The 18,571-nt window shown below is 71.2% G+C and carries 16 protein-coding genes; 6 read left to right on the forward strand and 10 right to left on the reverse strand.

Annotated elements, in window-relative coordinates; translation table 11 throughout:
- The first annotated feature begins 98 nt into the window (after nt 1-98).
- The gene (locus tag ACY0MJ_RS09020) at nt 99-1,013 is read left to right on the forward strand and encodes an inositol monophosphatase family protein (protein ID WP_462638051.1); all 915 of its coding nucleotides are present in this window, start codon (nt 99-101) and stop codon (nt 1,011-1,013) included.
- Nucleotides 1,010-2,092, forward strand: coding sequence for a mechanosensitive ion channel family protein (locus ACY0MJ_RS09025; protein WP_462638052.1), 1,083 nt, complete (start codon nt 1,010-1,012; stop codon nt 2,090-2,092). Before ACY0MJ_RS09020 ends, ACY0MJ_RS09025 begins: the two co-directional genes overlap by 4 nt.
- Here ACY0MJ_RS09025 and aliB read toward each other — a convergent pair.
- Genes aliB through badH form a run of 3 tightly spaced genes read right to left on the reverse strand, consistent with a single transcriptional unit; the run spans nt 2,089 to nt 4,833 of the window.
- Nucleotides 2,089-3,243: a cyclohexanecarboxyl-CoA dehydrogenase gene (aliB, locus tag ACY0MJ_RS09030; RefSeq protein ID WP_462638053.1), complete on the reverse strand. Its 1,155-nt coding sequence runs from the start codon at nt 3,241-3,243 to the stop codon at nt 2,089-2,091. The genes ACY0MJ_RS09025 and aliB overlap by 4 nt on opposite strands.
- 7 nt (nt 3,244-3,250) lie before the next feature.
- Complete coding sequence (gene badI / locus ACY0MJ_RS09035) at nt 3,251-4,033, reverse strand: 2-ketocyclohexanecarboxyl-CoA hydrolase (protein WP_462638054.1); 783 nt, start codon at nt 4,031-4,033, stop codon at nt 3,251-3,253.
- A gap of 32 nt (nt 4,034-4,065) precedes the next feature.
- Complete coding sequence (gene badH, locus ACY0MJ_RS09040) at nt 4,066-4,833, reverse strand: 2-hydroxycyclohexanecarboxyl-CoA dehydrogenase (protein WP_462638188.1); 768 nt, start codon at nt 4,831-4,833, stop codon at nt 4,066-4,068.
- Nucleotides 4,834-4,941: 108 nt separating this feature from the next.
- On the opposite strand from badH, the gene ACY0MJ_RS09045 reads away from it, so the two are divergent.
- Complete coding sequence (locus ACY0MJ_RS09045; protein WP_462638055.1) at nt 4,942-5,430, forward strand: MarR family winged helix-turn-helix transcriptional regulator; 489 nt, start codon at nt 4,942-4,944, stop codon at nt 5,428-5,430.
- Nucleotides 5,431-5,434: 4 nt separating this feature from the next.
- Here ACY0MJ_RS09045 and ACY0MJ_RS09050 read toward each other — a convergent pair whose 3' ends face one another.
- The 7 genes from ACY0MJ_RS09050 to ACY0MJ_RS09080 all read right to left on the reverse strand — a co-directional run bounded on the left by ACY0MJ_RS09050 (nt 5,435) and on the right by ACY0MJ_RS09080 (nt 13,419).
- A complete protein-coding gene (locus ACY0MJ_RS09050) occupies nt 5,435-6,685 on the reverse strand; it encodes an ABC transporter substrate-binding protein (protein ID WP_462638056.1) in 1,251 nt (416 codons plus the stop codon).
- An 82-nt stretch (nt 6,686-6,767) separates the two neighbouring features.
- Nucleotides 6,768-7,577, reverse strand: a complete 810-nt coding sequence (locus tag ACY0MJ_RS09055) for an ABC transporter ATP-binding protein (protein WP_462638057.1) — start codon at nt 7,575-7,577, stop codon at nt 6,768-6,770.
- A gap of 8 nt (nt 7,578-7,585) precedes the next feature.
- Nucleotides 7,586-8,659, reverse strand: coding sequence for a branched-chain amino acid ABC transporter permease (locus tag ACY0MJ_RS09060; protein WP_462638058.1), 1,074 nt, complete (start codon nt 8,657-8,659; stop codon nt 7,586-7,588).
- Between the two features lie 3 nt (nt 8,660-8,662).
- A complete protein-coding gene (locus tag ACY0MJ_RS09065; RefSeq protein ID WP_462638059.1) occupies nt 8,663-9,550 on the reverse strand; it encodes a branched-chain amino acid ABC transporter permease in 888 nt (295 codons plus the stop codon).
- On the reverse strand, nt 9,550-11,472 hold the full coding sequence (locus tag ACY0MJ_RS09070; RefSeq protein WP_462638061.1) for an AMP-dependent synthetase/ligase: 1,923 nt from the start codon (nt 11,470-11,472) through the stop codon (nt 9,550-9,552). Before ACY0MJ_RS09070 ends, ACY0MJ_RS09065 begins: the two co-directional genes overlap by 1 nt.
- Nucleotides 11,456-12,277, reverse strand: a complete 822-nt coding sequence (locus tag ACY0MJ_RS09075; RefSeq protein ID WP_462638063.1) for an ABC transporter ATP-binding protein — start codon at nt 12,275-12,277, stop codon at nt 11,456-11,458. Before ACY0MJ_RS09075 ends, ACY0MJ_RS09070 begins: the two co-directional genes overlap by 17 nt.
- Nucleotides 12,274-13,419 carry an acyl-CoA dehydrogenase family protein gene (locus ACY0MJ_RS09080; protein WP_462638065.1) on the reverse strand — a complete coding sequence of 382 codons (1,146 nt, stop codon included), beginning with the start codon at nt 13,417-13,419 and terminating at the stop codon, nt 12,274-12,276. Before ACY0MJ_RS09080 ends, ACY0MJ_RS09075 begins: the two co-directional genes overlap by 4 nt.
- A gap of 235 nt (nt 13,420-13,654) precedes the next feature.
- On the opposite strand from ACY0MJ_RS09080, the gene ACY0MJ_RS09085 reads away from it, so the two are divergent.
- From ACY0MJ_RS09085 to ACY0MJ_RS09095, 3 genes are read left to right on the forward strand one after another with little or no spacing between them, the layout of a single operon-like run.
- Nucleotides 13,655-15,013: a phenylacetate--CoA ligase family protein gene (locus ACY0MJ_RS09085; protein ID WP_462638067.1), complete on the forward strand. Its 1,359-nt coding sequence runs from the start codon at nt 13,655-13,657 to the stop codon at nt 15,011-15,013.
- Entirely contained in the window at nt 15,010-16,599 is a 1,590-nt protein-coding gene (locus ACY0MJ_RS09090) for an acyl-CoA carboxylase subunit beta (protein ID WP_462638069.1), read from the forward strand. Before ACY0MJ_RS09085 ends, ACY0MJ_RS09090 begins: the two co-directional genes overlap by 4 nt.
- Nucleotides 16,600-16,607: 8 nt before the next feature.
- On the forward strand, nt 16,608-18,566 hold the full coding sequence (locus ACY0MJ_RS09095) for an acetyl/propionyl/methylcrotonyl-CoA carboxylase subunit alpha (RefSeq protein ID WP_462638071.1): 1,959 nt from the start codon (nt 16,608-16,610) through the stop codon (nt 18,564-18,566).
- The last annotated feature ends 5 nt before the right edge of the window (nt 18,567-18,571 follow it).

Below are 18,571 nucleotides of genomic sequence, written 5' to 3' on the forward strand. Positions count from 1 at the left end.
GCCGCCATTGTCCGGCACGGCGGCCGGTAGAATCCGGGGCATCCGCAGCCGCATCGGCGGCCTGCCCCGTCCCCCCGGACGAAGCTCTTGCACAACCCATGTCGTCCAACCAGCACCCCATGCTCAACGTGGCCGTCAAGGCCGCCCGCGCCGCCGGCGCGATCATCAACCGGGCCGCGCTCGACGTGGAGTCGGTCCGCATCTCGCAGAAGCAGGTCAACGACTTCGTCACCGAGGTCGACCACGCCAGCGAGCGCGCCGTCATCGAGACGCTGCTGACCGCCTACCCCGACCACGGCATCTGGGCCGAGGAATCGGGCCGCGAGCACGGCTCGGCCAGCTCCGACCACGTCTGGCTGATCGATCCCCTGGACGGCACCACCAACTTCATCCACGGCTTCCCGTTCTACTGCGTCAGCATCGCGCTGCTGGTGAAGGGCCGCGCCGAGCAGGCCGTGGTGTACGACCCGACCCGCAACGACCTGTTCACCGCCACGCGCGGCCGCGGCGCCTACCTCAACGACCGGCGCATCCGCGTGAGCAAGCGCACGCAGCTGAAGGAGTCGCTGGTCTCCACCGGCTTCCCCTTCCGGCCGGGCGACAACTTCAACGTGTACCTGCGCATGATGGCCGATGTGATGAAGCGCACGGCCGGCCTGCGCCGCCCGGGCGCCGCCGCCCTCGACCTCGCGTACGTGGCGGCCGGCTACAGCGACGGCTTCTTCGAAACCGGCCTGTCGCCCTGGGACGTGGCCGCCGGATCGCTCCTGATCACCGAGGCCGGCGGCCTGGTGGGCAACTTCACCGGCGAGGCGGACTTCCTGGAGCAGCGCGAATGCGTGGCGGGCAACCCCCGCATCTACGGCCAGCTCGTGAAGATCCTGCACAAGTACAGCAAGTTCGCGAGCGCCGGCGAGAAGGCCGACCTGCGCCAGAACACCCCGGCGCTGGTCGACGGCGCCAGCGAACCGGCCGGCCTGCGGCCTGAACCGGAGACCCCTGCGGACGAATGACGGAACTGCTGAACACCCATCCCTGGCTGGCGACGGCCGTCGTCGCCCTCGTCGCGGTCGCGGCCGCCATGATCGGCCGCCACGTGCTGCGCGCGACGCTGCACCGGCTGGCCCGCGGCAACCCGCTGCTGCTGTGCGTGCTGGCCGCCACCGAGCGCGCCGGCGCCATGGCCTTCCCGATGCTGGCGCTGCTGATGGTGTGGCAGGCCGCCCCGCCGGAGCTGCCCTACCTGCGGACGGTGCGGCACGTGACCTCGCTGCTGCTGATCGGCTCGCTCACCTGGTTCACGGTGTCCGTCATCGGCGGCCTGGCCCGCGGCGTGATCGAACGCCACCCGGTCACCGTCGACGACAACCTGCAGGCGCGGCGCATCCAGACGCAGACCAATGTCCTGAGCCGAAGCGCCCAGGTGATCGTGATGATCGCCGGCATCGCCATGGCGCTCATGACCTTCCCGAGCGCGCGCCAGGTCGGCGCCAGCCTGCTGGCCTCCGCCGGGGTGCTGGGCATCATCGGCGGCCTGGCCGCCCGGCCGGTGTTCGCCAACCTGATCGCGGGCCTGCAGCTCGCGCTGGCGCAGCCGATCCGGCTGGACGACGTGCTGATCGTCAAGGGCGAATGGGGCCGCGTCGAGGAGATCACCGGCACCTACGTGGTGCTGAAGATCTGGGACGAGCGGCGCCTGATCATCCCGCTGCAGTGGTTCATCGAGAACCCGTTCGAGAACTGGACGCGCACGGGCTCGCAGATCCTCGGCACGGTGTACCTCTACCTGGACTACGCCACCCCGATCGAGCCGCTGCGCGCCGAAGCGAAGCGGCTGGTGGAGACCCTGCCGGAATGGGACCAGCGCGTGTTCGCGGTGCAGGTGACCGACGCCACCGAGCGCACGATCCAGGTGCGGATCCTGGTGTCCTCGGTCAACTCCGGCAAGGCCTTCGACCTGCGCTGCAAGATGCGCGAAGGGCTGATCGCCTTCCTGGCGCGCGAGTACCCGCAGGCGCTGCCGGTCTCCCGGCAGCTCACGGAAGTCAGCGGCGCGCTGGAGATGCCCGCGCTCGCCGCCAACGAGGCCTAGTTCGGCACCGCGTGCCGCCCCGCGTGGGCGCGGGCGATCACGGTCTTCATGATCGGCGCGGTGCCGTCGCCGATCTGGAAGCCCAGCACGTCGCGCAGGCGCTGCTCCATCACGCCGCGGTCGTAGCCGCCGTGGCCGAAGGCGAGCAGGCACTGGTGCACCGTCTCGTAGGCCAGCTGCGGCGCCCACCACTTGCACATGGCCGCCTCGGCGCCGTGCGGCAGGCCCTGGTCCTTCAGCCACAGCGCCTGCAGGCACAGCAGCCGCGCCGCTTCCACCTGCGTCTGCAGCGCCGCCAGCGGATGCGACACGCCCTGGAAGGCCGCGATCGGCTTGCCGAAAGCCTCGCGCTGCGCGGCGTAAGCCCAGGCCTCCTCCAGCGCGATGCGGGCGACCGCGAGCACCTGCAGGCCGATCAGCGCGCGCGAGAAGTCGAAGCCCTGCATCACCTGCACGAAGCCGCGGTTCTCCTCGCCCAGGCGGTGGTCCAGCGGCACGCGCACGTTCTCGAAGAAGAGCGAGCCGCGGCCGATCGCGCGCTGGCCGTGGCAGTCGAAGCGGGTGCGCGTGAGGCCGGGCGCGTCGCCCGGCACGAGCAGCGCGGTGACGCCGTGCGCGCCCGATTCGGCGCTCCCCGTGCGGCCGAACACGATGATCGCGTCGGCCTGGTCCGCGGCGGAGATCGAGGTCTTCTCGCCGTTCAGCACGTAGGCGTCGCCGACGCGCTCCACGCGCAACTGCAGGTTCGCCGCATCCGAGCCGCCGCGAGGCTCGGTGAGCGCGATCGCGAGCAGCGCCTCGCCCCGCGTGAGCCGCTGCAGCCAGGGGCGCGCGAGCTCCGGGTTGCCGTGCTGCGACAGGATCTGGCCGTTGAGCGAGGCGAGCAGGTTCACGTAGGACATGCTCAGGTCCGCCCGCGCGATTTCCTCGTGGATCACGCCGGCGGCGAGGCAGCCGAGGCCCTGCCCGCCGCAGGCCTCGGGCAGCTCCGGCGCGATGAAACCCAGCTCGCCCATCGCCCGCATCAGCCCGCGATCGAGCACGCGCGTGCGGTCGCGCTCCTGGAAGCCGGGCGCCACGCGTTCGGCGGCGAAGCGGCGCGCGTGCTGCGCCAGTTCCTCCAGCGTGTCGTCGAGGTAGGGGCTGCGCACGGACGCCCTACTTCGCGTGCTTGCGGAACTCGGGCTTGCGCTTCTCCTTCAGCGCCTGCACGCCTTCGCGCGACTCCGCCGTGTCGTAATAGAGCTTCAGCGCGTACATGCCCATGCCGGCGATGCCCGCCTGGTGCGCCGTGTCCATGTTGAAGCTGCGCTTGGCGATCGCGATGGCCGTGGGGCTGCGCTCGCAGATCTCCTCGGCCCACTGCTGCACGACGGTGTCCAGTTCCTCGTGCGGCACGCAGATGTTGGCGAGCCCCATCGCGACGGCCTGCTCGCCGGAGTAGCGCCGGCACAGGTACCAGATCTCGCGCGCCTTCTTCTCGCCCACGATGCGGGCGAGGAAGGCCGTGCCGTAGCCCGGGTCCACCGAGCCCATCTTCGGGCCGACCTGGCCGAAGATCGCCTTGTCGGAGCAGATCGTGAGGTCGCACAGGGTGGCGAGCACGTTGCCGCCGCCGATGGCGAAGCCCTGCACGCGCGCGATCACCGGCTTGGGCACGTCGCGGATCGTGGCGTGCAGTTCCTCGATCGGCAGGCCGATCGTGCCGCGGCCGTCGTAGTTGCCGTCGTGCGCCGACTGGTCGCCGCCCGTGCAGAAGGCGCGGTCGCCGGCGCCCGCCAGCACGATGGCGCCGATGGAGGGGTCGTAGCCGGCGCGGTTGAGCGCCCGGATCAGTTCCTCGCAGGTCCGGCCGCGGAAGGCGTTCATCTTCTCGGGGCGGTTGATGGTGATCCAGGCCACGCCGTTGCGCGTCTCGACCAGCAGGTCTTCGTACTCCATGGGTGTCGTCCTTGTCGTGTGTCGTTGTCGGTTCAGCCGGCCATGGTCAGCCCGCCCGAGACGCTCAGCACCTGGCCGGTGACGTAGGCGGCGTCGTCGCTCGCGAAGAAGGCGATGGCGCCGGGCAGGTCCCCGGGCTGGCCGATGCGGCCCAGGGGAATGGAGCGGCGGAAGGCCTCCTCCAGCTTCTCGGGATTGCCCGCGCCCTTCTTGTAGTCGGCGAACAGGGCCGTGTCGGTGGGGCCCGGGCAGACGACGTTGACCGTGATCCCGTGGCGCGCGTGCTCGCGCGCCAGGGTCTTGGAGAAGGCGACCAGCCCGCCCTTGCAGGCGGCATACACCGCCTCGCCCGAGGAGCCCACCCGGGCCGCGTCGGACGCGATGTTGACGATGCGCCCGGCGCGGCGCTCCACCATGTGCGGCAGCACGGCGTGGTGCATGTGCAGCGCGCCGACCAGGTTGACGGCGATCAGCCGCTCCCACTGCGCGGGCTCCGTCTTGGTGAAGGGCAGGAAGACGTCCCAGCCCGCGTTGTTCACCAGGATGTCGATCGCTGCGAAGCGCGCCAGCACCTCGGCCACCGCGGCGTCGACCGTCGCCCGGTCGGTGATGTCGCAGGGGAGCGCGAGCGCCTCGCCGCCGTCCGCGACAATCGCCTGCGCGACGGCCTGCGCCGAGGCGAGGTCGCGGTCGCACACGGCCACCTTCGCACCCTCGCGCGCGAAGCGCCGGCAGGTCGCCCCGCCGATGCCGCCGCCCCCGCCCGTGACGACCGCCACCTTGCCCGCCAGCCCCTGCATCGTGTGCTCCTTGCCTGTCGACATATGTCAACATGTGGACATATATTAGGAGCCGGGGGCCGGGCCGGCAAGGCCGTCCGCCCCGGCGTCCGACACTGAAATACTCCTATGGACAAACGAACCGAAACGCGCATGGAGCTGGCCAACCGGCTGTTCTTCCGCCTGTACCAGTGCGCCAACATGCTGCATAAAACCGGCTCCCGCGCGATCGAGGCGCACGGGCTCACCACGCAGCAGTGGGCGGTGCTCGGCGCGCTGTCGCGGCCCCAGGCCGCGGCCGGCATGAAGCTCGGCGACCTGGCCCGCTACCTGATGGTCAGCCGCCAGAACCTGGCCGGCGTGGTGGGCCGGCTGGAGCGCGACGGCCGCGTGGAAAGCGCGGCCGACCCGCAGGACGGCCGCTCACGCCTGGTGCGCATGACGGCCGGCGGCCGCCAGGTCTGGCAGCGCCAGGCGCTGCCCAAGATCCACGCCTACTACGAGGAGGCGCTCGCCGGCTTCTCCGTCAACGACATGGTCCACTCCGTGCACTACCTGCTGAAGATGCTGGAGAACATGGAGCGGATCGATGCCGAGGACGGGGAGGACGACGAATGACGCCTCACTTGCCGGTCTTCGCGAACTCCGCCGACTGCGTCTTCACCACCTGGTCGACCACGTCGCCGTAGGCGGAGATCCAGCCGGACTGCGGCACCCACTTCGTGCCGTCCCACATGTCGATGCGGGTCTTGCCGCCGCCGCCGTGGTCGCTGGCGGTCACGGTGACCGGCGCGATGAAGCCGTTGGCGTCGAAGTTGCGCAGGCTTTCCAGGCCGGTCTTGATCTTGGCCGGCGTGAGCGGCCAGCCGCCCTGCCTGATCGCCTGGCGCAGGCCCTCGAAGGTCACCGAGTACATGGCGAGCCCGGTGTTGTAGTAGATGTCGTCCATGTTCTTCGGGTCGCCGTTGCCCTTGCCGGCGCCGTAGACCTCCTTCTGGATCTGCTGCATCAGCGGGTGGTCCTTGCCGCCCACGACGTTGGTGCCGCGCTTCATGCCCTTGGCCTCGGCCGCGCCGATGTTGCGGATGTCCACCTCGTTGAACCAGTTCACCGAGATGAGCTTGTCCATCGGGATGCCGTTGCGCTTCATCTCCTTGGCCGCCACCACGTGCATCGCCGAGAGGTTCCAGGTGATCACGTGGTCGGGGTCGAAGCGGCGGATCTGCGTCCACACGGCGGCCTGGTCACGCCCGGGCAGCGGGTTCGGGAACAGGCCCAGTTCGAAGCCTTCCTTGGCCGCCAGCGTCTTCAGCACGGGGATGGGCTCCTGGCCGAAGGCGTAGTCCGGGTAGATGAAGGCGATCTTCTTGCCCTTCAGGTTGCCCTTGTGCACGTCCTTGAGGTACTGGATGTCGTTTGCCATCTGGCCCCAGTAGGTCGGCCCGATCGGGAACACCCACTTGAAGACGTCCCCGTCCACCGCGTCGCCGCGGCCGACGAAGGACTGCAGCATGACGTTGCCGTCGGCCATGTGGCGCGGCAGCACGGCGCGCGACACCGGCGTGGACAGGTAGTCGAACACCATCACGCCTTCCCGCTTGAGCTTCTCGTAGCACTCGATGCCGCGCTGCGGCTCGTTGCCGTGGTCCTGCACCACCACCTCGATCGGGTGGCCCTCGAGGCCGCCCTTGGCGTTGAGCAGCGTCGCGTAGTCCTTCACGGCCTGCACGATCTGCGGCGTGATGAAGGTGTAGGCCTTGCTCAGGTCGTAGCACAGCCCGACCTTCACGCTGTTGCCCGCCTGCGCCTGCGCCCCCGTGGATGCCGCCAGCAGGGCCAGCCCCGCGAGCGTCGATAGCAAGGATCTCTTCATGGCATGTCTCCTGCGTACGGTGGAATGGCCGCTGCCGGACGCCAAGTACGCGCGCTGCCCGGAGCGTGGTGCCGAAAGCGGGTCAACTGAGCCACCTCTTGCGGCGGCTGTAGTGCTTGATCTCGTGGAAGTCCTTGCCCTCGCTGCCACCCAGGTAGAACTGCTGGATGTCGGGGTTGTTCTTCATGGCCTGCGCCGTGTCGTGCATGACGATGCGGCCCTGCTCCATCAGGTAGCCGTGCGAGACGACCTCCAGCGCGGCGATGGCGTTCTGCTCCACCAGCAGCACCGACAGGCCCTCCTGCCGGTTGATGCGCGCGACGATCTCGAAGATCTCCGCCACCAGCACCGGCGCCAGGCCCAGGCTCGGCTCGTCCAGCATCAGCAGGCGCGGCGCCGTCATGAGGGCGCGGCCGATCGCCAGCATCTGCTGCTCGCCGCCCGAGAGGAAGCCCGAGGCGGCGGTGCGCCGCTCGTACAGGCGCGGGAAGTAGCTGTACACCAGGTCGCGCCGGCGCTGCGTGTCCTGCCGGCTGCTGCCCGCCACGGCGGAGGCGGCCACGAGGTTCTCGTCGGCCGAGAGGTGTTCGAACACGCGCCGCCCCTCCAGCACCTGCACGATCCCGAGCTTCACCCGCTGCTGCGGCAGCAGGCGGTCGATGTCGCGGCCCTGGAAGCGCAGTTCGCCGCGCGTGACCTGGCCGCGCTCGGGCCGCAGCAGGCCGCTCACGGCCTTCAACGTCGTGCTCTTGCCGGCGCCGTTGGCGCCCAGCAGCGCCACCATCCCGCCCTGCGGGACCCGCAGCGACACGCCCTTGATGGCGAGCGCCACGTGGTCGTAGATCACCTCGATGTTGTTGATGTCCAGGATGGGGGCGTCGCGCGCGTCCATGGCCGCTCCTATTTGCGCACGTAGCCGAAGGGCCAGACGAGCAGGTAGTTGCGCACGTTGCCGTACAGCTTGCCCAGTCCCATGGGCTCCGCCAGCAGAACCACCACGATGGTGGCGCCGTACACCATGTTCGGGATGTGCGCGAGCGCCTCGATGCCGATGTCCAGGCCCAGCGTGCGCGCCAGCCAGGCGACCAGCGCGTGCATCTGTCCCGGCAGCAGCAGGATGAAGGCCGTGCCGAAGAAGCTGCCGATGATGCTGCCCAGGCCGCCCACGATCACCATCGCCAGCAGCTCGATCGAGACGTTCACCGCGAACTGCTCCGCCGTCACCGCGTGGTAGAAGCCGAAGATCAGCATGGCGCCGCTCACGCCGCCGATGAAGGCGGAGGCGGCGAAGGCGACCAGCTTGTAGCGGAAGGCCTGCACGCCGATGGCGGCGGCCGCGTAGTCCTTCTCGCGCACGGCGACCAGCGCGCGGCCCAGGGCCGTGCGGCGCAGGTTCAGCATGAACACCGTCACCAGCACCGTCCAGGCGAGCACGACGTAGTAGGTTCCCGCCTCGGACGTGATCGCCTGGCCGAGCAGCTTCATGGGCGGCGCCTGCAGCGTGGCCGCGATGCCGCCGCTGATGGCCGGCACGTGCGAGATCACCCAGTCGATCACGAACTGCATCGCCAGCGTGGAGAGCGCCAGGTACAGGCCCTTCACGCGCAGCGCGGCGAACGCGAACACCACGCCCACGGCCGTCGCCATCGCGCCGGCGAGCAGGATGGCGAGCTCCCAGGGCACGCCGGCGCGCGCTGCGTGCACCGAGGTGTAGGCGCCGATGCCCATGATCGCGGCGTAGCCGAAGTGGAACTGGCCCGTCCAGCCCAGGATCAGGTTGAGGCCCAGCACCGCCGAAGTCCAGATCAGCCAGGGCCGCACGTAGCTGGTGAGCGCGAGCGAGCTCAAAAGCCAGGGCGCGGCCAGCGCGAACAGCAGCAGCACCACCATCGCCCGCTGCTCGAAGGGGATGGGGAACAGCGCGCGGTCACCCGCGTAGCTGGTGTGGAAGATGCCGGCGCGGCGGTAGAACACGCTTCAGACCCTTTCGATGTCCACGCGGCCGAACAGCCCGTGCGGCCGGACCATGATGGTGAGGATCAGCACGGCGGCCACCACCAGCTCGCGCGTGCCCCCGCCCAGCTTCGGGTCCAGGTAGCCGGAGGCGACGCTTTCCAGGATGCCGAGCAGCAGCCCCGCGAGCACGGCGCCCACGATGCTGTCCAGCCCGCCCAGCACGCCCACCGTGATGCCCTTGAGCAGCAGCAGCGCCAGCGACTGGTCCACCGTCTGCACCGAGCCCCACAGCACGCCGGCCGTGGTGGCGACGACGGACGACAGCGCCCACGACAGTGCCACGCCCCGCTCCACCGAGATGCCGACCGCCCAGGATGCGATGTAGTCATCGGCGATCGCCCGCAGCACCACGCCGCGCCGGGTGTGGAAGAACAGCATCAGCAGCGCGAACAGCACCAGCGTGACGGCCGCGCCGATCGCATAGGCCCGGTTCACCAGCAGCGGGCCCAGGAACAGCGGCGCGTCGCCGATGCCCACCTGCATGGGCCGGCCGCTGCCGCCCCAGATCGTCATGGCGGTGGAGCGCAGGAAGATGTCGATGCCCAGCGTCATCATCAGGATCATCACGATCGGCCGGCCCGCCAGCCGCCGCAGCGCGACGCGCTCGATGCCCACGCCGACGAAGAACATGGTGACCATCGCCAGCGGGATCGCGAGCCACATCGACAGCTTCAGCGCGCCGGCGAAGGCCAGCACCACGTAGGCGCCCAGCATGACGAGCGCGCCCTGGGCCAGGTTGGGCACCGAGGAGGACTTGTAGATCAGGACGATGCCCATGGCCACCAGCGCGTACATCAGCCCCGCGAGGCCGCCGTTGATCGCCAGCTCCAGGAAGTACATCAGGTCCATCAGATCTCCTTGACCGCCAGCTCGCGCTCGGTCGTGCCGACCTCGCCGGTCTCGTACACCACCTGCGCGCGCATGCTCACGCGCTCGCGCCGGCCGTAGATCGCGTCGATGATGGGCGCGTAGCGTTCCTCCACCACGTTGCGGCGCAGCTTGCGCGTGCGCGTGATCTCGCCGTCGTCGGCGTCGAACTCCTTGTGCAGGCTGACGATGTGGCGCAGCTTCAGCGGCTCGGGCAGGGTCGCGTTGACGTGGCGCACCGCCTGCGCCACCAGCTCCACCACCTCGGGCTTCTGCGAGAGGTCCGCATACGACACGTAGGAGATGCCGCGCAGCTCCGCCCAGTGGCCCACCGTCTCGCGGTCGATGCAGACGATCGCCGCCAGGCTGTCGCGGCCCTTGCCCAGCACGGCAGCGTCCTTGATGTAGGGGCTGAACTTGAGCCGGTTCTCGATGTAGTTGGGGATGTAGCGCTCGCCGCCCGCGGTGTGCACCACCTCCGACAGGCGCCCCAGCACCACCAGCTGCCCGTCCGGCTCCAGGTAGCCGGCATCGCCCGTGTGCAGCCACTCGCCGCGCAGCGTCTCCGCCGTCGCCGCCTCGTTGCCGAAGTAGCCGCCGAACACGCTCCCGGAGCGCACCAGGATCTCGCCGTCGTCGGCGATCTTCAGGTCCACGCCGGGCAGCGGCCGGCCGACCGTGTGCAGGCGCACCTCGTCGGGCGCCTGCATCGCGTTGAAGGCGCTGCTCTCCGTCTGGCCATAGAGCTGGCGCAGGCGCACGCCCAGCGCGCGGTAGAAGACGAAGGTGTCCTCGCCCATGGCCTCGCCGCCGGTGAAGGCGTTGCGCAGGCGGGTGAGCCCCAGCTGGTCCTTGATCGGGCCCATCACCAGCCATTCGCCCAGCGGCCGCATCAGCTTCTGGCCCGTCGTCGGCGCCTGTCCCGCCAGCTTGCGCCGCTCCGCCGCCGTCGCGGCGCGCATGAACCACTCGTACAGCGCGCGCTTGATCCGCGTGGAGTCCTCCATGCGCACCTGCACCGTGGTCAGCAGGTGGTCCCAGCTGCGCGGCGCGGCCAGGTAGAAGGTGGGCGCGATCTCGCGCAGGTCGTGCAGCACCGTCTCCTGGCGCTCGGGGATGTTGATCGTGAAGTGCAGCGCGATGCCCGCGCCCATCGTGATGGCGAAGTCGCCGACCCAGGCCATGGGCAGGTACGCCAGGATGGACTCGCCGAAGTCGAAGGCGCCGGCACGGTAGGCGTTGCGCACGCCACTCAGGATATTCGCATGCGTGAGCACCAGGCCCTTGGGCTTGCCCGTGGTGCCCGAGGAGTGGATGAAGACCGCCGGGTCGTCCGGCTTCGCCAAGGCCAGCAGCCGATCGCGCAGGCCGGCCTCCAGCTCCAGCCGCTCGGCGCCCAATTGCTCCAGCGCCGACCAGGCCAGCAGGCCCGGCGCCTTGTAGCGGTTCAGTCCGCGCGGGTTGTCGTGGACGATGTGCGGCAGCGTGGCGCCGCGCTCGCGCAGGTCCAGCGCCTTGTCCACCTGCTCCTGGTCCTCGGCGAGCACGAAGCGCACCGGCAGCGCGGTGGCGACGTGCAGCGCCTCGTCCGGCGTGGCGTCGGGGAACACGGGCATCGGATAGGCGCCCAGCGCGCCGGCGGCGAGCATGCCCAGGTACAGGCGCGGCCGGTTGTCGCCCAGCACCAGCACGCCGTCGCCGGCCACGAGGCCGCTCGCCTGCAGGCCCGCGGCGAGGCGCAGCACGATCTCGCAGGCCTCGGCCCAGGTGAGCTGCTGCCAGATGCCGCGGTCCTTCTCGCGGAACGCCACCTGGTCCGGGAAGGCCTGCGCGTTGGCGGCCAGCCGGCGCACCAGCGTCGTTTGCGGGTCGAAGTCCCAGGCGCCTTCAGGCCGCTGCGGCATGCGCGCCTCCCAGGTAGGCCTCGACCACGCGCGGGTCGGCGATCACCTCGCGCGGCACGCCGGTGCGGATCACCTCGCCGTAGCTCAGCACCAGCATGCGGTCGCACAGGCCGGTGATGATGTCCATGTGGTGCTCGATGATCAGCACGGTGACGCCGCGCTCGTCGCGCGCGTCGAGCACGAAGCGCGCCATGTATTCCTTCTCCTCCTGGTTCATGCCGGCCATGGGCTCGTCCAGCATCAGGAATTCGGGTTGCGCGACCAGGGCGCGCGCCAGCTCCACGCGCTTCTTCAGGCCCAGCGGCAGCGCGTCGACCGGCTCGTCGCGCACGCCTTCGAGCTGCAGGAAGTCGATCACCTCCTCCACCACCTCGCGGTTGCGGGTCTCCTCGGGCCGCGCGAGCCAGGGATAGAGCAGCGTGCGCAGCACGCCCGGGTGCATGTGCACGTGGCGCCCGAGCAGGATGTTGTCCAGCACGCTCATGCCGTTGAAGAGCGCCAGGTTCTGGAAGGTGCGCGCGACGCCCAGGCGCGCCACCTTGTGCGGCGCCAGCCCGGTGATGTCGCGTCCCTGCAGCAGGATGCGCCCGCGCTGCGGCGGGAAGAAGCCGGTGATCGCGTTGGTGAGCGTGGTCTTGCCGCTGCCGTTGGGGCCGACCAGGCCGAAGATCTCGCCGCGCGCCACCTGCAGGTTGACGCCGGTCACGGCGACCAGGCCGCCGAAGCGCCGCTCCACGTCGCGGCACTCCAGCACCGGCGCCGTCGCCGTGCCGCCGCTGCCCACGACGTCGTGCGTGATCCTCACCGCAGCAGCTCCCTGCCGATCAGCATGCGCCGGATCTCGGAGGTGCCGGCGCCGATCTCGTACAGCTTGGCGTCGCGCAGCAGGCGGCCGGCGTCGTACTCGGTCGTGTAGCCGTTGCCGCCCAGGCACTGGATCGCGTCCAGCGCCGACTGCGTGGCGGCCTCGGCGGCGAACAGCACCACGCTGGCCGTTTCCTTGCGCAGGGATTCGCCGGCGTCGGCGCGGGCGCACATCGCCTCCAGGTAGGCGCGGCTCGCGCCCAGGCGCGTGTACATGTCGGCCAGCTTGGCCTGCACCAGCTGGAACTCGCCGATCGGCCGGCCGAACTGGCGCCGCTGCGCCACGTAGGGCAGCACGATGTCGAGCGCCGCCTGCATGAGTCCCACGCAGGCCGAGGCGACGATCAGCCGCTCGTAGTCCAGCCCCCGCATCAGCACGCGCACGCCGCCGTTCACCTCGCCCAGCACGTTGGCGCGCGGCACCCGGCAGCCGTGGAACACCAGCTCGCAGGTGCCGGAGCCGCGCATGCCCAGCTTGTCCATGCGCTGGCGCGTCTCGAAGCCGGGCGTCTGCCGGTCGACGATGAAGGCGGTGATGCCCGCCTTGCCGGCGTCCGGCTCGGTCTTGGCGTAGACCACGAAGGTGTCGGCGTACCAGCCGTTGGTGGTCCACAGCTTGGTGCCGTCGAAGACGAAGAAGTCGCCGTCCTCCCGGGCGCGCAGCTTCATGGAGACGACGTCGGAGCCCGCTTCCGCCTCGCTCATGGCCAGGGCACCGACGGCCTCGCCATCGAGCAGCGGCGGCAGGTACTTGCGCTTCTGCGCGGTGGTGCCGTGCAGGCGGATCTGGTTCACGCACAGGTTGGAATGCGCGATATAGGAGACGCCCACCGAACCGGAGGCGCGCGAGATCTCCTCGGAGATCGCCGCGTGCGCCGCGTAGCCCAGGCCGGGGCCGCCGTCCTCCTCGTCCACCGTGGGGCCCAGCACGCCCAGCGCGCCCAGGCGTGGCCAGAGTTCGCGCGGGAACCAGTCCTCGCGGTCGATGCGGCGCGCCAGCGGCGCGATCTCCGCCGCGGCGAAGCGGCGCACCGCGTCGCGCAACTCCTCGATGGCCGCGCGGCTGGCGCTGGCGTGTTCCATCCGGCCCTCCTGGTGCTGCCGGCGGGGGCCGGCAGATAGGACAACATGCGGCGGAATGTAGTACCCCCTTGTCCGAGGGCGCAAGGCAGTGCAAACCCTGCCGGCGCCCGGCCCGATAAGGCAACAGCTTGCCTAAAACGGCCGCGCGCAACCGGGCCGTCCCGGGGTTGCGGAAAAGCCCCGGGCGCATTAGAACCGGGCGTTCACCCCGCTCGCGGGGCCCGAGGAGAGTCGCATGGACCCCACCCCGCCCGGCGCCTTCAGCCCGGTCGAGACCACGCCCTGGCCCGAGCTGCAGGCCTTGCAGCTGCGCAAGCTGCAGGACCAGCTCGCCTACCTCGCCGCGCGCTCCGCCTTCTACCAGCGCAAGCTGGGCGACGCCGGCATCGCGGCCTCCGACATCCGCGGCCTCGCCGACCTGCGCCGCATCCCCTTCACCACCAAGCAGGAGCTGCGCGACAGCCTGCAGGCCGCGCCGCTGCTGGGCCTGCACCGCGCGGCGCCGGCGGAGGCGATCGTGCAGATCCAGGCCTCGTCCGGCACCACGGGCAGCCCCGCCTACGTGGGCCTCACGCAGGCCGACCGGGAAGCCTGGGCCGAGATGACGGCGCGGGGCCTCTACGCCTGCGGCATCCGCCCCGGCGACATGGTGCTGCATGCCTTCTCCATGAGCAAGGGCTTCGTCGGCGGCATCCCGATCTGGCAGGGCATCACGCGCATCGGCGCGGTGGACCTGCCGGTGGGCGCCGACGGCGGCGTCGACCGCCTGCTGATCGCCGCGCGCGACGCGCGGCCGCGCTGCGCCGTGGGCACGCCCAACTTCCTGCTCTACCTCGCGACCGTGGCGGAGGAACTCGTGGGCGTGAAGGCCAGCGCGCTGGGCGTGCGCCGGCTGGTGGTGGGCGGCGAACCGGGCGGCGGCATTCCCGCGATCCGTGCCGGCCTGCAGTCGCAATGGGACGCCACGTGCTGCGAGGTCATGGGCGGCACCGACCTGGGCTGCGTCTACTGGGCCGAGGCGGACGACCAGCGCGGCATGTACTTCGTCGCGCCGGACCACATCCTGGCGGAGCTGGTCGATCCCCGGAGCGGCGAGCCGATTCCGTGGACCGAGGGCGCGACCGGCGAGCTGGTCTACAGCTCGCTGGGGCGCGAGGCCTCGCCGGTGCTGCGTTTCCGCTCGGGCGACCACGTCACGGTGACGGCGATGGGCGGCCCCGGCGGCCGCACGACACCCGCGATCCGCTGCTTCGGCCGCACCGACGACATGCTGATCGTGCGCGGCGTGAACCTGTTCCCTTCGGCCGTGCAGGACATCGTCTCTTCCATGAAGCCGCTGGTGGGCGGCGTCGTGCGCGTGCTCGCCGACTTCCAGGGGCATGCGACGCAGGAGAACCTGAAGCTGCTGGTGGAGCGGGCGCCCGAAGCGAACGCGTCCACCGATGCCGAAGTGGCGCGCCAGGTCGAGGCGCGGATACGCAATGCGCTCGCGGTGAAGGCCGACGTGCGCATGGTGCGCCACGGCTTCTTCGCCGCGCCGGGCGCGCAGAAGGTTGCGCTCACGCTGCGCCACGCGCCGGAGCTCGGCGAGTGAGCGCGCGCGACGCCCTGACGGAACAGGCGCAGAACGAGGCCGCCTACCGCGCCCTGCTGGAGGACCTGTTCGACGCGCGCCGGCGCGCCTGGCTGGGCGGACCGCCGGAAGCGCGCGCCAAGCACCTGCAGCGCGGCCGCATCCTGGTGCGCGACCGCATCGCGCTGCTGCTCGATCCCGGCTCGCCCTTCCTGGAGATCGGCGAGCTCGCCGGCGAAGGCCTGTACGAAGGCGTGGCGCCGGGCGCGGGCATCGTCACCGGCGTCGGCCTGGTGCAGGGCCGCGCCTGCATGGTGATCGCCAACGACGCCACCGTGAAGGGCGGCACCTATTTCGGCATGACCTGCCGCAAGCACGTGCGGGCGCAGCGGTTCGCGCGGCGCCACCGCCTGCCCTGCATCACGCTGGTGGACAGCGGCGGCGCCTTCCTGCCGGACCAGGCGAACATCTTTCCCGACGAAGGCCTGTTCGGCAGCATCTTCCACCAGCAGGTCGGCATGTCCGCCGAGGGCATCGCGCAGATCGCCGTCGTGCTGGGCGCCTGCACCGCCGGCGGCGCCTACATCCCGGCGCTGTGCGACGAGGTGGTGATCGTGCGCGGCAAGGGCTTCCTGTTCCTCGCCGGCCCGCAGCTGGTGCAGGCCGCCACCGGCGAGATCGTGCAGGCCGAGGAGCTGGGCGGCGCGGCGATGCACAGCAGCGTGAGCGGCGTCACCGACCACCTGGCCGACGACGACGGCCACGCGATCGCCATCGCCCGCCGGCTCGTCGGCGAACTGCCGCCCATGCCGCCGCCGCTGCGCGATCGCGCGGGGCCTCGGGCGCCCTCGCGCCCGCCCACCGACATCTACGGCCTCGTGCAGCGCGATGCGCGCAAGCCCACGCCCATGCGCGAGCTGCTGCCCTGCCTGCTCGACGGCGGCGAGCTCACGGAGTTCAAGGCGGAATTCGGCGAGACGCTGGCCTGCGGCTTCGGCCGCATCGGCGGCTGGCAGGTGGGCGTGCTCGCCAACGACGGGGTGCTGTTCAGCGAGAGCGCGCTCAAGGCGACGCACTTCATCGACCTGTGCTGCAAGCGCGACGTGCCGCTGCTGTTCCTGGCCGACGTCTCCGGCTTCATGGTCGGGCGCGAGGCGGAGGAAGGCGGCATCGCCAAGGCCGGCGCCAAGTTCATCACGGCCATGAGCTCCGCCTCGGTGCCGCGCTTCACGATCATTACCGGAGGCGCCTACGGCGCCGGCTATCTCGCGATGTGCGGTCGCGCCTTCCAGCCCGACGCCATGTTCATGTGGCCCAACGCCCGCGCCGCGATCATGGGGCCGGACCAGGCGGCGACCACGCTGGCTCTGGTCAAGCGGCAGAACCTGAAGCCCGGCGAGCAGTGGAGCGCCGAGGACGAGGAGGCGTTCAAGGCGCCGATCCGCCGCCAGTACGAGACCTTCGCCGCCGCGCGCAATTACGCGCGCCACCTGTGGGTGGACGGCATCCTCGACCCGGCGGAAACGCGCGAGACGATGACGCTGCTGCTGGACCTCGCTTCCCGCGTGCCCTCGCCGCCCACGCGCTTCGGCGTGTTCCGCATGTGAGGCCGGCCATGCGCAAGATCCTCATTGCCAACCGCGGGGAGATCGCCTGCCGCATCGCGCGGACGGTGCGCCGCATGGGACTGGCCGTCGCGACGGTGCACTCCTCGGCGGATGCCGAAGCGCTGCACGTGCGCGCGATTGGCGAGTCGGTGCTGATCGGGGACGCGCCGGCGCGTTCCAGTTATCTCGACAGCGCCGCGGTGGTCGCGGCCGCGCGGCGCGTCGGCGCCGACGCCGTGCATCCCGGCTTCGGTTTCCTCTCCGAGAACGCCGCCTTCGCGCGCGCCTGCGCGGACGCGGGCCTCACGTTCATCGGCCCCTCCCCCGAGGTGCTGGCCCTGTTCGGCGACAAGGCCGAGGCCAAGCGGCTCGCCCGCCAGCTGGAGATCCCGACGGCGGGCGGGCTGGCGCCGCCGACCGAGGACGTCGAGGCCCTGCTCGCCCTGGTCGCCGGCATGCCCCTGCCCTGCATCCTCAAGGCCGCGGCGGGCGGCGGCGGCAAGGGCATGCGCGTGCTGCGCGACGGCGCGGGCGCCCGTGCGGCGATCGAGTCGGCGATCCGCGAAGGCCGCTCGGCCTTCGGCGACGGGCGCCTGATCGTGGAGCGCTACCTCGCCGCGCCGCGCCACGTCGAAGTGCAGATCCTCGGCGACGGCCAGGGCAACGTGATCCACCTGCACGACCGCGAATGCAGCCTGCAGCGGCGCTTCCAGAAGGTGGTGGAGGAAGCGCCGGTGAGCAGCCTCCCGCAGCCGCTGCGCGAGCGCCTGTGGGCGCACGCCATCGCGCTCGGCAGCTCGACGCGCTACCGGGGGCTGGCCACGGTGGAGTTCGCCGTCACCGGCGACGACGCGGCCTTCCTCGAAGTGAACCCGCGCCTGCAGGTGGAGCATCCAGTGACCGAGGCGGTGACGGGGCTGGACCTCGTGCAGCTGCAGATCGAGACGGTCGCGAGCGGACGCCTGCCCTTCACGCAGGACGAAGTGCCCGCGCCCCGTGGCGTCGCCGTGCAGGCGCGCCTCTACGCGGAAGACCCGGACCAGGGCTTCCTGCCCTGCACCGGCCGCGTCGCCGCCTTCGCCGTGCCCGCCGGCGTGCGCTGTGACGCCGGCGTGGCCGCCGGCAGCGAGGTCACGCCGCACTACGACCCGATGCTGGCCAAGCTGGTCGCGCATGCGCCCTCGCGCGCCGACGCGCTGCAGGCTTTGCACGAGGCGCTGGCGGGCACGACGCTGCTGGGCGTCACCAGCAATCGCGGTTTCCTGCTGGCCCTGCTCGCCGACCTGCAGGTGCGGGAGAACGCGATCAGCACGGAATTCGTCGACCAGTGGCTCGCGGCGCGCGCCGCGGCCGTCCCCGCCAGCGAGCGCGTCGCCGCGGCGATGGCCCTGTGGCTCGCGCGCGAGCGCGCGCAGGGCCCGGCCGGCGGCGCCTGGCAGGACGCGGCGCTCACCGGCTGGCGCCTGCGCCGCGGCGCCGAAGCGGACGTGCCCGCGGCCACGCACCTCGCGGCCAGCGGCGGCACCGCCTGGAAGATCGGCTTCGGCCCGGGTACCGTCCGCGTGGACGAGCGCAGCCACGCCGTCGCGGTGAACGCCGCCGACGCGACCGTGTCCGTGGACGGCCACGTGCTCGCCCTGCGCGCCGACCTCGGCCAGGCGCACGCGCGCTGCAGCTTCCCTGACGGCGACCTCGCGCTCGACGTGCGCCCGCTGCACGCGGCCGAGGGCGGCAGCAGCACCGCGCGGCACGGCCTGGTGCGCGCGCCCATGATGGGCGTCGTCATCGCGGTCGAAGTCCAGCCGGGCCAGCAGGTCGCGGCCGGCGAGCGCCTGGCGACGCTGGAATCGATGAAGATGGAACTGGCGATCACCGCCCCGGTGGCCGGCTGCGTCGCGGCGGTCGGCTGCGCCGCGCAGGGCAAGGTGGAGCGCCACCAGGAACTGTTCCGCATCCAGGCGGAGTGAGGAGC

It is taken from the genome of Ramlibacter sp. bp-362, assembly GCF_054956735.1.

Coding starts and splice junctions, on each gene's coding strand:
- ACY0MJ_RS09045 (WP_462638055.1), top strand. CDS start 4,942: ATGGACAAACGAACCGAAACGCGCATGGAGCTGGCCAACCGGCTGTTC.
- badI (WP_462638054.1), bottom strand. CDS start 4,033: ATGGAGTACGAAGACCTGCTGGTCGAGACGCGCAACGGCGTGGCCTGG.
- ACY0MJ_RS09020 (WP_462638051.1), top strand. CDS start 99: ATGTCGTCCAACCAGCACCCCATGCTCAACGTGGCCGTCAAGGCCGCC.
- ACY0MJ_RS09080 (WP_462638065.1), bottom strand. CDS start 13,419: ATGGAACACGCCAGCGCCAGCCGCGCGGCCATCGAGGAGTTGCGCGAC.
- ACY0MJ_RS09065 (WP_462638059.1), bottom strand. CDS start 9,550: ATGGACCTGATGTACTTCCTGGAGCTGGCGATCAACGGCGGCCTCGCG.
- ACY0MJ_RS09085 (WP_462638067.1), top strand. CDS start 13,655: ATGGACCCCACCCCGCCCGGCGCCTTCAGCCCGGTCGAGACCACGCCC.
- ACY0MJ_RS09050 (WP_462638056.1), bottom strand. CDS start 6,685: ATGAAGAGATCCTTGCTATCGACGCTCGCGGGGCTGGCCCTGCTGGCG.
- ACY0MJ_RS09025 (WP_462638052.1), top strand. CDS start 1,010: ATGACGGAACTGCTGAACACCCATCCCTGGCTGGCGACGGCCGTCGTC.
- ACY0MJ_RS09055 (WP_462638057.1), bottom strand. CDS start 7,577: ATGGACGCGCGCGACGCCCCCATCCTGGACATCAACAACATCGAGGTG.
- ACY0MJ_RS09070 (WP_462638061.1), bottom strand. CDS start 11,472: ATGCCGCAGCGGCCTGAAGGCGCCTGGGACTTCGACCCGCAAACGACG.
- ACY0MJ_RS09095 (WP_462638071.1), top strand. CDS start 16,608: ATGCGCAAGATCCTCATTGCCAACCGCGGGGAGATCGCCTGCCGCATC.
- badH (WP_462638188.1), bottom strand. CDS start 4,833: ATGCAGGGGCTGGCGGGCAAGGTGGCGGTCGTCACGGGCGGGGGCGGC.